Below are 14,770 nucleotides of genomic sequence, written 5' to 3' on the forward strand. Positions count from 1 at the left end.
CTGGCCTCTTTAATCTGATCCAGGTTAGCGGTATCAATAAAAAATTTCATAGTTGTGTGTTTAAAAGTTTAGTATTTCCGGGCTACCGGATTCTGGTTTGCAAAATTACAATTTATAATGTTTTAGCAACATTCTCTCGTATACTTTATCAGGTAGCACGCGTTTAAGTGCAATAGAAAATTTCTGAAGCAACTCCCCTACTTTGTAATGTCCCTTTGGTTTTGGGGTTTTAATGATCTCAAATATCGCCTTAGCCATCATTTGAGGATCTTTACCTGAATCTACATGCTCATTCATCAGTTTGAGTGTATTCCCATAGGCTTTTTCATAAGGAGAATCTTCCAATACCGGGGCATGATAACGTCCTGCAGCAATATTGGTCGCAAAATCTCCGGGAGCCACATTGGTCATTTCAATATTGAAATCCTTTAATTCCATTCTAAAAGCTTCCGTAGTAAGTTCCAATGCACCTTTTGATGCCGAATAGATCCCCCGATAAGGCAAGCCCATGTAGCCCGCAATAGAGGTTATATTTATAATAAGTCCTGAGCCTTGTTTCCTCATAACCGGCAATACCGCCTTTATTACTTTTACAGGACCAAAATAATTGGTTTCAAAAGCTTTTCTGATCTCCTCGTCGGGAGTTTCTTCAATTGGGCCGGTAATGCCAACTCCCGCATTATTCACCAACACATCCAACCGACCTTCTTTTTCGAGCAATGCTTCTATTGCTGAAGAAATAGTTTCGTTTTTAGTAACATCCAGTGCGAGCAATGGAAATTTGCTATTGGTAATTTTTTGAGGGTTTCTACTGGTTCCATAAACTCTAAAGCCTTTATCCTTCAGAAAGTTACCTATGGATTTTCCGATCCCGGAGGAAGCTCCGGTTATCAATACTGTTTTTTGGGGAGAAGTATCTGTTTTCATAGGCCGCAAAGATGCGATAAAAATAGGAGAATTCCAGATACAAAAAATGGCAAGCGACCCACATCACACCGCTACGACCGCCTACCCTTGCTGCGTTCCCGCCCTGGGGGATTCAGCAGGAGCTGGTTGTGTGGGACTTGCCGCTGCAAATATACAATCTTTCATACTTCTGGCAAGTAATTTTTAATACGAAATGGTTAATTTAGCCATAGAAAATTTAGCCTGAAATGATGAACAAATTTAAATCCCTGTTACTGTTATTATTAAGTATTTCTATTTTTTCCTGCGGAAGCAATTCTGCAAAAACATCTTCTGATTTTTCTCTGAAAATCGAAGAAAATAAAGACGAATTTCAGCTGGGAGAAACCCTGAAGCTTAATCTTGAGAACAAAAAAGAGCGGGAAATAGATTCAGTTATTTATTATTTTCAGCAGAAAAAATTAAAAGCAACCACTGAAACAGTTTTGTCATTCACATTTGAGGAAGTAAAACTAGGGAAGCACATTCTTGAGGCTGTGGTTTTCTACGAAGGTAAAACCGACACTATTACTTCAGACGTGAAAATTTATAATAATACCCCTCCGGTTTCCTACACTTATGAAATTAAAAACGAATTCCCCCACGATCAAAATGCCTACACCCAGGGGCTGGAATTCTTCAACGACACCCTTTATGAAAGTACAGGCCAGTATGGCTCATCCAGCCTAAGGGAAACCGATTATAAAACGGGAAAAATCCTTCAGAATAAAAGGCTTCCCGATAATTATTTCGGGGAGGGACTTTCCATCTTAAACGGGAAGATCTACCAGCTCACCTGGAATGAAGAAGTAGGCCTTATTTACGACCTTGAAAATTTCAAGCAAACGGGGACCTTTGGTTATAATCAAAGTAAAGAAGGCTGGGGTCTTTGTAACGACGGAGAAAAATTCTATAAAAGCGACGGTACAGAAAAAATTTGGATCCTTGATGCTGAAACCCTGGCAGAAAAAGATTTTATTCAAATCGCGACTCATAAAAGTATAGTATCCAGGATGAATGAACTCGAATGGGTAGACGGGAGAATCTATGCCAACACCTATCAGAAAGACGGAGTGGCCATCATAAATCCTGAGAATGGTGCAATAGAAGGCCTGATAGATTTCCGCGGATTAAGGGAGAAAGTTACCCAGCACGATAAGCTGGATGTGTTAAATGGAATCGCCTGGAACCCTAACTCGGGGAAACTTTACGTTACGGGAAAAAACTGGGATAAGCTTTTTGAAGTAGAAATAAAAGAAAAATAATGGCAGCAGTTCCTGAAATATTCGAGCAAAGGCTCAAGGTAGAGAAAACTCACCTCGACGAGCAAAACCACGTAAATAATGTTCAATATGTTCAATGGGTACAAGACGTGGCCAAAGCCCACTGGGAGAGCCGCGCGCCACAGGAATATCAGGAGAAATATTTCTGGTTAGTAGTGCGTCACGAGATAGATTACAAACAACAGGCTTTTTTAAACGAGGAGATTCTGTTGCAGACTTACGTTTCTGAAACTTCACACGTAAAGTCTCTGCGCCACGTGATTATAAAAAATGCTAAAACCAAAAAAGTACTTGTTGAAGCAAAAACCACCTGGGCGCTTATAGATAAGGTAACCCAGAAACCTTCCAAAATAGACAAAGACCTTATAAAGATCTTCGAGCAGTAAACCTTTGTCAAAATTGAGCATAAAAAAAGCTTTTTGAAAAGTCAAAAGGCTGAAGCCATCCAAATTCCAAAAAGCTTTTTTTCTATATTAATATTCTTAGTCCCACTTAAAAAGCGGACGAGCTTTCATAAGTTCAAAAACGTCGTTTTTCACTTTTTCAATAGCCGCTTCATCACTGATGTTGGTAATTACCCGATCAATTAGATCTACGATTTTGGGCATATCTGCTTCTGTGAGTCCACGGGTTGTTACGGCAGCAGTTCCAACTCTAATTCCTGAGGTAACAAAAGGAGATTTATCATCAAAAGGAACCATATTCTTATTCACAGTGATCTCAGCTTTTCCAAGGGCCTCTTCAGCTTCTTTTCCGCTCACCTCTTTATTTCGCATATCGATAAGCATCATATGGTTATCTGTTCCATCAGAAATCACCTTATAGCCTTTTTCAACGAAAGCAGCAGCCATTTTAGCAGCGTTCTTTTTCACCTGCACCATATAGTGAAGGAATTCATCGGTTAGGGCCTCGCCAAATGCAACCGCCTTTGCAGCGATAATATGCTCCAATGGCCCACCTTGATTTCCAGGGAAGATGGCAGAATTCAGGATTGATGACATCTTTTTGGGCTTTCCGCTTTTAAGTTTTTCTCCAAAAGGATTATCAAAATCTTTTCCCATAAGGATAATTCCTCCACGAGGTCCACGAAGAGTTTTATGGGTGGTAGAGGTAACCACATGACAATGAGGAAGCGGGTCGCTAATCAATCCCTTAGCGATCAAACCTGCGGGATGCGCCATATCGGCAAAAAGAATAGCTCCTACCTTATCAGCAATTTCCCGAAATCTTTTATAATCTAACTCTCTTGAATATGCCGAGGCTCCGGCGATGATCATTTTAGGTTTTTCTTTTATAGCGATCTCTTCAACCTGGTCATAGTCTATTCTTCCGGTTTCCTTATCTACTCCGTAGAAAACAGGCTGATAAAGTTTTCCGGAGAAATTCACGGGAGACCCGTGAGTAAGGTGTCCTCCGTGAGAAAGATCAAATCCAAGGAATTTATCTCCCGGTTTAAGACAGGAGTGATAAACAGCTGTATTGGCCTGAGAGCCCGAATGAGGTTGCACGTTAGCATATTCTGCACCAAATAGTTCTTTGACGCGGTCTATGGCAAGTTGTTCCACTTTATCTACCACTTCACAACCACCATAATATCGTTTTCCCGGGTATCCTTCAGCATATTTATTAGTAAGTACCGAACCGGCAGCTTCTAACACCTGTTCGCTCACAAAGTTTTCACTGGCAATCAACTCCAATCCATTTAACTGACGCTCTTTTTCTTCTGCTATTAAATTAAAAAGTTCTGTGTCTCGTTGCATTTCAATTGTTTACGTTAAATATTCCTCAAAAGTAAGAAATACATTCGGTTAATAGCAGGAAAATAATATATTTGGATGCATTAGATTTTAATAAAAAAACAAAAAATATATGCCTATTACTGCTAACGATCCTAAAAGAAAAACCTGGCTGGATACTCCCGCAGATACCGATTTCCCGATTCAAAATATTCCTTTTGGAGTGTTTTTAACCCGGGATGATGTAATTACAATTGGTACCCGTATTGGGGATTACGCCATAGATCTGGGAGCACTGCACCAACTGGGTTATTTTGAAGGGATTCCGTTAACCGATGACATATTCCTACAGGATACTCTAAACGATTTTATATCAGATGGAAAGAAAACCTGGCGACTGGTTCGAAACCGCATTGCAGATATCTTTGATTCTGAAAACTCCAAATTAAGAGACCACGAAGAGCATCGTCAAACTGTGCTTTTCACCCTTGATGAAATCGAGATGCAAATGCCGGTACAGGTTGGTGATTACACCGATTTCTATTCCAGCAAAGAGCACGCGACCAATGTGGGGACAATGTTCCGCGATCCTGAAAATGCTTTATTGCCAAACTGGTTACATATTCCGGTGGGATACCACGGAAGAAGCTCTTCCATTATTCCCAGTGGAATTCCTGTTCACCGCCCACAAGGGCAAACCAAACCAAAAGATTCAGATAAACCGGTTTTCGGACCTTCTAAACGTGTGGATTTCGAACTGGAAATGGCTTTTATCACAACTGATGCTAACGTACTTGGGGAACCTATCCCTATTGAAGAAGCAGAAGATTATATCTTCGGGATGGTAATGTTTAACGACTGGAGTGCGCGGGATATGCAAACCTGGGAGTATGTACCATTAGGGCCATTCCTGGCAAAGAATTTCGCCTCTTCTATATCTCCCTGGATCGTGACTTTAGATGCCCTGGATCCATTTAGAACAGAAAGTCCGAAACCAGAAATTGAACCACTTCCCTACCTAAAAAGTAGTGGAAAGAAAAGTTTTGATATTCACCTGGAAGTTTCTCTTCAGCCTGAAAACGGCGAAGAAAACCTTCTTGCCCAATCGAATTTCAAATATATGTACTGGAATATGAGTCAGCAACTGGCCCACCATACCGTGAACGGTTGTCCGGTAAATTCGGGGGATATGATGGCTTCGGGGACTATTTCAGGCCCTACGCCCGATTCTTATGGTTCTATGCTCGAACTAAGCTGGAAGGGTGAAAAACCTATCAAATTAAAAGATGGAAGCGAACGAAAATTCATTGAAGATAACGATACGGTAATTATGCGTGGTTTTTGTAATGGCAAGGATCGCCGCATAGGCTTTGGCGAAGTAAGGACCAAACTACTTCCTGTGTTTCAACCGAAAAAGAAATAATTTAAAAGCCCGGGAGACCGGGCTTTTTTCTTTTTAAGTCATTTACTTTTTGCCTTTATTTTTTTTTCTGCTGCTTCAGATCCATAAATTCCTCTTTCTGGCGGTCCTGATCGGCGGATATTTCATCAGCAGATTTATCAGGCCCAGGCTTTTCCTTTTCATTATTTTTCTTCTGAGAACGATCCTGAAATTCCTCCTGCTCCCTTTCTTTGTCTTCCTTCTTTAACTGTTTCCAGTTTTCTTCCAGTTTCCTGATATCTTCCTTTTTAGCCATTTCTTCAGATTTTAATTAAAAGATACAAAGCCAAGTGGGAATCCCTGAAGAATTATATCATTTTTAACAGCAAAAAATAATTAAATATAGTCTGGTAGCTGTTTTGCATTAATATCCTGATGGGAACTATGATGCTGTACTTTAGCCTCTTTAAGAACAATTAGCTGCGGACTTTCGTGACGCACCTTGAAGCTCTCTGCTATCTCGTTTGATAAAGACCTATATTTAACAAGATCCATAAAATAAAAATCCACATCCAGGTTTTCTGGTAAATCGTTTTCAAACTTGCGCAAAGTTATACGGCTTATTCCACAGCGCGTTGAGTATTTAAAAATAACCACCGGCTTTTCAAAAGAGCGTTTTTTTAAATCCTCAATATCCTGTTGTTCGGTAATATTTACCCACGGGATTCTTTCGATCTCTTCCTTTGCAACATCCCTTTCACTCCTAAACATTTTATCAAATAATCCCATTACTTTTCTTTTTTTAAATCTAATTTCTTAATAACTTTAATAACCCGCCAAATCTCAAAAATTTTTCCATAAAATTAAACTAAAATGACTTTTTGTCTGTAAATTCTTAGATAAATATGTCATTTTGTCTTTATTTTTCAATGGTATAAGTATTGCTTTAATCCAGAAAAACATCTTGACTATGAATTTCAACAATTTTACCATAAAATCGCAGGAGGCTATTCAGCAGGCTCAGCAACTTGCCCAGGAATTAGGACATCAGCAAATTGAGAACGAGCATATTTTTAAAGCCATAACAATGGTTGACGAAGATGTAACTCCTTTCTTGCTAAAAAAGCTAAATATAAATGTAAATCTCTTCAATGATATTCTGGGTAAAACTTTAGAAAGCTTTCCCAAAGTTAGCGGTGGAGATATAATTCTTTCCCGCGAGGCGGGCAAAACACTAAATGAGGCACCCATCATCGCCAAAAAAATGAATGATGAGTATGTTTCCATAGAGCATTTAATCATGGCGATCTTTAAATCTTCGAGTAAGGTGGCCCAAATTCTGAAAGACCAGGGGGCTACCGAAAAAGGCTTAAAAGCTGCTATTGAAGAATTGAGAAAAGGAGATCGGGTAACCTCTCAAAGTGCAGAAGAAACCTATAATGCTCTTAATAAATACGCTAAGAACCTCAACCAGATGGCCGAGGAAGGGAAACTTGATCCGGTTATTGGACGGGACGAAGAAATACGTCGTATACTCCAGATTCTTTCACGCCGTACCAAGAACAACCCAATGCTGGTTGGAGAACCAGGTACCGGTAAAACCGCCATCGCAGAGGGACTTGCCCACAGGATAATTGCAGGAGATATTCCCGACAACCTTAGGGATAAGGTGATCTATAATCTGGATATGGGCGCTCTTATCGCGGGAGCAAAATATAAAGGCGAATTTGAAGAAAGACTAAAGGCAGTAATAAAAGAGGTCACAACAAGTGACGGAAATATAGTGCTCTTCATTGACGAGATTCACACTCTTGTTGGTGCCGGAGGGGGACAAGGAGCTATGGATGCGGCAAACATTCTAAAACCCGCCCTTGCCCGTGGTGAATTAAGAGCTATTGGTGCCACTACCCTGGATGAGTATCAGAAATATTTTGAAAAAGATAAAGCTTTGGAACGTCGTTTCCAGAAGGTAACAGTGGATGAGCCCGATACCGAAAGTGCAATTTCTATTTTGCGCGGAATTAAGGAGAAATACGAGACCCACCATAAAGTAAGGATCAAAGATGAAGCGATTATTGCTGCTGTAGAATTATCTCAGCGTTATATCACTAACCGCTTCTTACCGGACAAGGCTATTGACCTTATGGATGAAGCAGCTTCAAAACTACGCATGGAGATAAATTCCAAACCCGAAGAACTCGATGTGTTAGATCGCAGAGTCATGCAGCTGGAGATCGAGATTGAAGCCATTAAAAGGGAGAAAGATGAAGACAAACTCAAAGTTCTTCGTTCTGAACTTGCTGAATTAAAAGAACAGCGCAATGAATTAAATGCTCGCTGGCAGAATGAAAAATCGGTAGTTGATAATATTCAGAATCTGAAATCGGATATTGAAGATTTCAAGCTGGAAGCAGAAAGGGCAGAAAGAGATGGCGATTATGGAAAAGTCGCAGAGATACGCTACGGCAAGATCAAAGAGGCTCAGGAAAGATTAGAGAAACTTCAGCAGGAACACGACGAAAAGCAAGAAGCTAAATCCCTCATCCAGGAAGAAGTAACCCAGGAAGACATTGCTGAGGTAGTAGCTAAATGGACCGGCATCCCGGTAACAAAAATGCTCCAAAGCGATCGCGAGAAATTACTCAAACTGGAGGATCACCTTCACAAGAGAGTGGTTGGACAGGAAGAAGCTATCACCGCGGTAAGTGACGCAGTACGAAGAAGTCGCGCCGGGCTTCAGGATCAAAAAAGACCAATAGGCTCATTCCTGTTCCTTGGAACTACAGGGGTTGGTAAGACCGAGCTTGCCAAGGCTCTGGCTGAATATCTCTTTGATGATGAAGCTTCAATGACTCGTATAGATATGAGTGAATACCAGGAGAGACATGCGGTGAGCCGTCTGGTAGGTGCACCTCCCGGATATGTAGGTTATGATGAAGGCGGACAATTGACCGAAGCCGTTCGTCGCAAACCTTATTCGGTAGTACTTTTGGATGAGATCGAGAAAGCGCATCCAGATACTTTTAATATCCTTTTGCAGGTACTTGATGAAGGTAGGTTAACTGATAATAAAGGTCGCCTTGCCGATTTCAAGAACACCATTATAATTATGACCTCAAATATGGGAAGCCATATTATTCAGGAGAAATTTGATACTATAAAGGATGTAGACACTGCCATGGAAATGTCTAAAACCGAAGTGCTGGCACTATTGAAACAAAGCATTAGACCGGAATTCATAAACAGGATTGACGATATTGTAATGTTTAGCCCACTAACACAGGAAGACATAAACAAGATTGTAGAGCTTCAGTTAAAAGGCGTAAGAAAAATGCTAGCACAGCAGAATATCACCTTAGATGCTACTCCCGAGGCCATTCAATATCTTGCCAACCGCGGTTTCGATCCGCAGTATGGAGCAAGACCGGTAAAACGGGTGATACAAAGGGAAGTTCTAAATAAACTTTCAAAGGAAATCCTTTCAGGAAAAATTCATACAGAAAGTATTATTCTACTGGATGAATTTAATGACGAGATGGTTTTTAGAAATCAGGAGAATCTCGCTGAAAACAATTAATAATAAAAAGGGCCGCTAATGCGGCCCTTTCCTTTAAACAATTATTCAACTTTAAAAAAAATTACCACTTATCAATCTCTTTTTTAAGTTCTTCTTTGTTTTTACCGGTTTTCTCTTGAAGTCTACCCAGCATTTCATCAAATTTTCCTTCAGTATAGGTGGTATCGTCATCGGTAAGATCTCCATATTTTTGCTTGAATTCTCCTCGAATCTGTTTCCACTTTCCTTCTAATTGATCATCATTCATAATATCTTGGTTTTAGTTTTTAATTCTCTCATAAAATTAAAGTTTTACATTCCTAAAGTCTCTCAAAAAACTCCTATTCTTATCTTAAGGATTTGTTATTTTTAGCCCTTGAAGAAACTTCAAATGAAAAACATTAAGCTTTTACTCTTAGCTGTTATCCTGCTTTCAGGATGTGCCACCACCAGAACATTAGAGAATGAAAACCTTAAAATAAACTACCTCGACGATTTTGTACTTAAGCAAGGCCTGGAGGTAGACGGCAGCAAAGTAGGTGGGCTTTCGGGAATAGATTTTCACGAAAACATTTATTATTTAGTAGCCGATCAAGCTTCAAATCCGCGTATCTATAAGGCAGAAATACCTCTTATAAACCGCAGTATTGATACTGTGATTATTTCTGAAATGATCCAATTGGATAAAGAGGATGCTTTTTACAGAGAAAGCACCCCCGATCTGGAGGCTATACGATTTAATGCTGAAACCGAAGAAATAGTAATTAGTTCTGAAGGTGCCATCCAAAACGGAAAAGCTCCGGCACTCTTTCGTATTTCTAAAGAAGGAGAGTATTTATCTCATTATGAACTCCCGGATTATTTTAATGCTTCGGGAATTCAAAAACCCAGAAACAATGGTGTTTTTGAAGGTTTAGCAGAAAGTACGGACGGGACCGGTTATTGGGTGGCCATGGAACTTCCGCTGGAAAATGATGGTCCTAAACCAAAGATCTATCCCACAAAGTCTCCGGTGCGTATTACTAAATTCAATAAAGAGAGCCAAAAGGCCGAAAGCCAATTTGCTTATATGTTGGATGGAATCTCAAAATTTCCCATAAACTGGTTTGCGGTTAACGGGGTGACAGAACTATTGGAATATGCAGATAATAAATTCTTGATACTGGAACGGGCTTACTCTGCAGGTTATGGCTCCAATGGCAATACCATTAAGATCTTTGAGGTGGATGCATCAAACACAACAAACACTTTGCAACTAAAAAACCTTAGGGAAACTGATTTTATACCAGCGGAGAAAAAGCTCGTATTCGACTTTAAATCGGTGAAAAACTTTCTGGAAGAACAAATAATCGATAATATTGAGGGAATGAGCTTCGGCCCGGTTTTACCCAATGGGAAGCAGTCCCTGATATTAGTATCAGATGACAACTTTAGCAGTTTTGGGCATCAGATAACCCAGTTCATACTTTTAGAAATTGAGTTTAAAAAATTATAAAATGCGACATTTAATACTTTTATCACTGCTAATCCTTGCAGGTTGCAACTTTCAACAGAAAGATACTTCAGAAAAAATAAAAGATTCTGAGGTTACCACTTATTATTTTATTCGTCACGCAGAAAAAGACACCCTAAACCCTGATAATAAAGATCCCGAACTTACGGCAGCAGGGGTGGACCGTGCTCAAAAATGGGCAGAGGTTTTCAAGGATATTGATTTTGACCTTATATATAGCTCTAACTATAAGCGAACCCTAAATACTGCCAAACCTATAGCCGCTTCTCAGGATAAGGAAATCAACTTTTTTAATACCGATAAGTTAAACGATGAGGGGTTTCAACAGCAAACAAAGGGAAAGACTGTACTGGTAGTTGGTCACAGCAATCTGAATCCTGAATTTGTTAATTATATTATTCAGGAGAAAAAATATGAAAATCTCGATGAGACAGAATATGGCAGTCTTTTCATCGCAGTGATTCATCCTGATGGAACACGCACATCAGAGGTGCTTTATTTCAATTAAAGCTTAACTTCAATATTTTCATTTTCGATTATAGAAAGTAATTCCAACTCCCGGGCTTCATACTTTTCATCCAACTCCTGCAAGGGAATATCCAGGTCATCAGCTTTATAATTCTCGTAATCCACAAATCTTATCCCTCCTACGGTTTGAGGGTTGTAAGCCTTGCGAAAACGAACTCCTCCATCATTGATTTTAAAGCTATAGGCCATATAATCAATTGTGAAATTTTCGGTATCGATCCAGTATAAATACACATCTTCGTGATCGGTTACCTCTTCCGAATCTTCAAAGGTCACCTTGATCTCGTAGTATTCTTTACCTTTAATACTATCTTTTCCTAACAGTTTTTTATTCACCGCAGGATCGTTAAGGCCATAGGGAAGTTGCACAAAATAATGCACCGAGTTCACCGAATTGCTATAAACGGTTTTCATGGAATCGCTTAACGTGACTACTGAATCCTGATGGTATCTTGTAAAACCCTCGTTATTGATCACATCATGATATTCTGTGCCCGTAGAATCGGTGATAAAGCGTTCCAGTTGGAATTTACCCCCGTTCCGGGTGCTTTTGTATTCTGTATCCCTGAATTCAAAGCTAATCTCCGCATTTTTATACTTTTCGCCGCCAGCTTTTTCTATAGTCTTATCTATAATTTGTTGAGCTGTCAACTCTTTTTTCTGATCACAGGAAAACAACAGGGCGCTTACGGCCATTAAAAAGATGATATTTTTCATTTTATTTGGAATATAATATCAAAGGTAATTAATGTACTTTGAATTTAATACTAAAATATAATTCTGAAGCTCATACTTTATAATTTACAATTCCCTTATACCAAATTCTAAAATAAGCTTCCTATTTTTGTTGGAGTATGAAAAAGAAGACTAACACGATCAATATAAAAAACCGAAAGGCGAAATTTGAATATGAATTTCTCGATAAATACGTGGCTGGAATAAAACTGGCCGGGACCGAGATAAAAGCAATTCGCCAGGGGAAAGCATCTATCGCCGAAAGTTTTTGTGAATTTCAGAATCACGAACTTTTTGTGATTAACATGCATGTTGAAGAATATTCTCACGCCACGCACTTTAATCATAACCCCAAGAGCGAACGTAAGCTTTTATTGCAACGCAAAGAGCTTCGCAAACTGGAAAAGGAAGTAAAGAACACCGGCTTAACCATTATTCCCTTAAGGCTTTTCATCAATGAGCGTGGCCTCGCAAAGATGCAAATCGTCCTGGCTAAAGGGAAAAAACTATATGACAAACGGGAAACTATTAAGGATCGGGAAAGCAAACGCAAACTCGACAGGATAAAAAAAGAATACTCTTAGAAACACAAAAGGCTGAAAATTAAATTTCAGCCTTTTGTTATTATCGTTGTTAGTTTTTATTCTTCTTCGCTTTTATCCTTAGATTCTTCTGAATCGGAAAAATCTGTAAATCCATTTTTGATTAACAGGTTATACCACTGAAAGATCTTTTTCATATCACTCGCATAAACACGGTCTACATCATAATCCGGAAGGATCTCGGCGAAATACTTTTCCATCTCGGCTTTAGAGGATTTCGGACTTATCGCTTCTCCTCCATCTTCTTTTTCTTTAATCTTTTCAAAGATCTCGGCAAGTGGGACCTCTTCAGTATAAGTGTAGATTGCAATTTCGCTTAACAAGCTAACATTATGACGGATATTTACCGCCATCTTTTTTCCTTCAGGAATAGATTTTACTATAAAACCACCCCGACTTTGCGCGGTTAGCTCGTATAATCCCGGTTTTCCTGAAATCGCTAATATTTTCTCTAATCCCATAGTATGTTTTCAATTTTGGCTGGCAAATATCACCTGCCTGAATAAATTATCAAAGTCTTTACCTCCCTTTTTTCATTTCGGGAAAACGCATCTTATAATCGATCTTGATTTTCCCTTTTGAGATATTGGCAAGTTTGCTTTTTAAAAGTCTCTTTTTAAGGCTTGAAAGCTTATCGGTAAAGAGAATTCCCTCAATATGATCGTATTCATGTTGGATAACCCTGGCAGCCAGTCCGGAATAGGTATCACGGTGATTATTAAAATCTTCATCCTGATATTCTATAGTGATCACTGGTTTTCTAAAAACGTCTTCCCTAACCTCGGGAATACTAAGGCAACCTTCATTAAAAGACCATTTATCTCCTTCTTCATTTACAATTTTAGGATTGATGAATACCTTTTTGAGATTTTTAAGCCCTTCTCTTTCTTGTTCTTCCAAATCCACATCTTCAGCAAACGGACTCGGGTCTATAATAAATAGCCGAATAGGGATACCCACCTGCGGAGCCGCCAGACCAACCCCATAGGCATTGTACATGGTTTCCCACATATTATCTATCAACTCCTTCAACTTAGGATAGTCTTCAGGTATTTGTTTGCATTTTTTCCTTAAAACCGGATCTCCGTAAGCTATTATTGGTAAAATCATTCTATTTAATTTAATTTTTTAATTCCTGATAGACTTCTGCGGAATATTAATTATACATTCATTAATCGTCATTTATACAAATACGATTGCAGGATAATGGTTGCACTAATCTCATCGATAAGGGCTTTATCTCTGCGTTTCTTTTTTTTGAGTCCGCTATCTATCATTGTTTGAAATGCCATTTTTGAGGTAAAAGCCTCATCCACCCTTTTTACAGACATCGAAGGGAACTTTTCAGAAAAACTTTTTAAGAACTCCTGAATATGAACTTCACTTTGAGAAGCCGAACCGTCTTTTTGCTTTGGTTCTCCTACAAGCACCAATTCTACTTTTTCTTCCCTGAAATATCTTTCAAGAAATGGCAGTAGTTCCCCGGTATTAACGGTGGTAAGCCCAGATGCAATTATCTGAAGCTCATCGGTTACCGCGATCCCGGTTCGTTTAGTTCCATAATCTATAGCCAAAATACGTGCCATTCCACAATTTTGCGCAAAGGTAATGTTTATAATCCATTGCTGCCAAAATTTAGCCCGAAGCCCTTATATTTGCTTAAAATTTTAGACTATGGAACATTTGGAATCGAAGATCAACGCGGCCTGGGAAAACCGGGAGCTGCTTAAAGATAAAGACACGGCTGATGCCATTAGGGAAGTGATCAAGCTTTTGGACGAAGGGAAACTTAGAACTGCCCAACCTACAGAAAACGGCTGGAAGGTTAACGAATGGGTTAAAAAAGGCGTAGTTCTTTATTTCCCCATTCAGAAAATGGAAACCATGGAAGCCGGTATTTTTGAATACCACGACAAAATGCCACTAAAAAGAGGCTATAAAGAAAAAGGAATTCGTGTAGTACCCAATGCTGTCGCCCGCCACGGAGCCTATATCTCCAGCGGAGTTATTATGATGCCAAGCTACGTAAATATTGGTGCCTATGTAGATGAGGGAACTATGGTAGATACCTGGGCAACTGTTGGAAGTTGTGCACAAATAGGCAAAAACGTTCATCTTAGCGGCGGAGTTGGAATTGGTGGCGTTTTAGAACCGCTTCAGGCTTCCCCGGTAATTATAGAAGACAATGCTTTTCTTGGTTCAAGAAGCATTGTTGTTGAAGGCGTAAAAGTTGAAAAAGAAGCTGTGCTTGGCGCCAATGTCGTGCTTACCGCTTCCACCAAAATTATAGATGTAACAGGTGATGAGCCTAAGGAAATGAAGGGAGTTGTTCCTGCAAGATCTGTGGTTATTCCAGGAAGCTACACGAAAAAATTCCCCGCAGGAGAGTTCAATGTGCCCTGCGCTCTTATAATTGGTAAGCGCAAGGAAAGCACCAACAAAAAAACCTCTCTTAATGATGCGCTAAGGGAATATGATGTAGCAGTATAGG

General features: G+C 39.4%; 17 protein-coding genes and 1 other RNA gene. 8 read left to right on the plus strand and 10 right to left on the minus strand.

The genetic code is table 11. The features are described from left to right. Positions 1-105: 105 nt before the first annotated feature. Together VIM94_RS07790 and ffs are read right to left on the minus strand one after the other, a co-directional pair. Entirely contained in the window at positions 106-927 is an 822-nt protein-coding gene (locus tag VIM94_RS07790; protein WP_332038729.1) for an SDR family oxidoreductase, read from the minus strand. Between the two features lie 44 nt (positions 928-971). Further along, positions 972-1,070, minus strand: an RNA gene (gene ffs / locus VIM94_RS07795) — signal recognition particle sRNA small type. An 84-nt stretch (positions 1,071-1,154) separates the two neighbouring features. Here ffs and VIM94_RS07800 point away from each other — a divergent pair. Then, the gene (locus VIM94_RS07800; protein WP_332038730.1) at positions 1,155-2,210 is read left to right on the plus strand and encodes a glutaminyl-peptide cyclotransferase; all 1,056 of its coding nucleotides are present in this window, start codon (positions 1,155-1,157) and stop codon (positions 2,208-2,210) included. Further along, positions 2,210-2,614, plus strand: coding sequence for an acyl-CoA thioesterase (locus VIM94_RS07805; RefSeq protein WP_332038731.1), 405 nt, complete (start codon positions 2,210-2,212; stop codon positions 2,612-2,614). The genes VIM94_RS07800 and VIM94_RS07805 overlap by 1 nt, the downstream gene beginning before the upstream one ends. Positions 2,615-2,710: 96 nt before the next feature. Here the strand turns inward: VIM94_RS07805 and glyA are convergent, their stop codons facing one another. After that, positions 2,711-3,988 carry a serine hydroxymethyltransferase gene (glyA, locus tag VIM94_RS07810; protein WP_332038732.1) on the minus strand — a complete coding sequence of 426 codons (1,278 nt, stop codon included), beginning with the start codon at positions 3,986-3,988 and terminating at the stop codon, positions 2,711-2,713. Between the two features lie 109 nt (positions 3,989-4,097). On the opposite strand from glyA, the gene fahA reads away from it, so the two are divergent. Beyond that, on the plus strand, positions 4,098-5,387 hold the full coding sequence (gene fahA / locus VIM94_RS07815) for a fumarylacetoacetase (RefSeq protein WP_332038733.1): 1,290 nt from the start codon (positions 4,098-4,100) through the stop codon (positions 5,385-5,387). A 55-nt stretch (positions 5,388-5,442) separates the two neighbouring features. Here the strand turns inward: fahA and VIM94_RS07820 are convergent, their stop codons facing one another. Continuing rightward, positions 5,443-5,661, minus strand: a complete 219-nt coding sequence (locus VIM94_RS07820; RefSeq protein WP_332038734.1) for a hypothetical protein — start codon at positions 5,659-5,661, stop codon at positions 5,443-5,445. 80 nt (positions 5,662-5,741) lie between these two features. Beyond that, on the minus strand, positions 5,742-6,134 hold the full coding sequence (ytxJ, locus tag VIM94_RS07825) for a bacillithiol system redox-active protein YtxJ (RefSeq protein WP_332038735.1): 393 nt from the start codon (positions 6,132-6,134) through the stop codon (positions 5,742-5,744). 181 nt (positions 6,135-6,315) lie between these two features. Here ytxJ and clpB point away from each other — a divergent pair, with 181 nt between their 5' ends. Continuing rightward, entirely contained in the window at positions 6,316-8,922 is a 2,607-nt protein-coding gene (gene clpB, locus VIM94_RS07830; protein ID WP_332038736.1) for an ATP-dependent chaperone ClpB, read from the plus strand. 61 nt (positions 8,923-8,983) lie between these two features. Here clpB and VIM94_RS07835 read toward each other — a convergent pair whose 3' ends face one another. Beyond that, a complete protein-coding gene (locus VIM94_RS07835) occupies positions 8,984-9,169 on the minus strand; it encodes a CsbD family protein (RefSeq protein WP_332038737.1) in 186 nt (61 codons plus the stop codon). Between the two features lie 123 nt (positions 9,170-9,292). Between VIM94_RS07835 and VIM94_RS07840 the strand changes: the two genes are divergently transcribed. After that, a complete protein-coding gene (locus VIM94_RS07840; protein WP_332038738.1) occupies positions 9,293-10,396 on the plus strand; it encodes an esterase-like activity of phytase family protein in 1,104 nt (367 codons plus the stop codon). 1 nt (position 10,397) lies between these two features. Next, entirely contained in the window at positions 10,398-10,922 is a 525-nt protein-coding gene (locus tag VIM94_RS07845; protein ID WP_332038739.1) for a phosphoglycerate mutase family protein, read from the plus strand. Here the strand turns inward: VIM94_RS07845 and VIM94_RS07850 are convergent. Next, the gene (locus tag VIM94_RS07850; protein WP_332038740.1) at positions 10,919-11,659 is read right to left on the minus strand and encodes a DUF6503 family protein; all 741 of its coding nucleotides are present in this window, start codon (positions 11,657-11,659) and stop codon (positions 10,919-10,921) included. The two genes, VIM94_RS07845 and VIM94_RS07850, sit on opposite strands and share 4 nt — an antisense overlap. A gap of 137 nt (positions 11,660-11,796) precedes the next feature. Here VIM94_RS07850 and smpB point away from each other — a divergent pair, with 137 nt between their 5' ends. After that, positions 11,797-12,261, plus strand: a complete 465-nt coding sequence (gene smpB / locus VIM94_RS07855; protein ID WP_332038741.1) for an SsrA-binding protein SmpB — start codon at positions 11,797-11,799, stop codon at positions 12,259-12,261. 56 nt (positions 12,262-12,317) lie between these two features. Here smpB and VIM94_RS07860 read toward each other — a convergent pair whose 3' ends face one another. The 3 genes from VIM94_RS07860 to ruvX all read right to left on the minus strand — a co-directional run bounded on the left by VIM94_RS07860 (position 12,318) and on the right by ruvX (position 13,865). Then, positions 12,318-12,740 carry a DUF5606 domain-containing protein gene (locus VIM94_RS07860; protein ID WP_332038742.1) on the minus strand — a complete coding sequence of 141 codons (423 nt, stop codon included), beginning with the start codon at positions 12,738-12,740 and terminating at the stop codon, positions 12,318-12,320. A 58-nt stretch (positions 12,741-12,798) separates the two neighbouring features. Next, positions 12,799-13,389 (minus strand): peptide deformylase, encoded by a 591-nt coding sequence (gene def / locus VIM94_RS07865; protein WP_332038743.1) that lies wholly within the window; start codon positions 13,387-13,389, stop codon positions 12,799-12,801. Between the two features lie 68 nt (positions 13,390-13,457). After that, a complete protein-coding gene (ruvX, locus tag VIM94_RS07870) occupies positions 13,458-13,865 on the minus strand; it encodes a Holliday junction resolvase RuvX (protein ID WP_332038744.1) in 408 nt (135 codons plus the stop codon). An 88-nt stretch (positions 13,866-13,953) separates the two neighbouring features. Here ruvX and VIM94_RS07875 point away from each other — a divergent pair, with 88 nt between their 5' ends. Continuing rightward, positions 13,954-14,769 (plus strand): 2,3,4,5-tetrahydropyridine-2,6-dicarboxylate N-succinyltransferase, encoded by an 816-nt coding sequence (locus tag VIM94_RS07875; protein ID WP_332038745.1) that lies wholly within the window; start codon positions 13,954-13,956, stop codon positions 14,767-14,769. Position 14,770: the final 1 nt, after the last annotated feature.

This window comes from Salegentibacter sp. (assembly GCF_036568425.1).
GTDB lineage: Bacteria > Bacteroidota > Bacteroidia > Flavobacteriales > Flavobacteriaceae > Salegentibacter.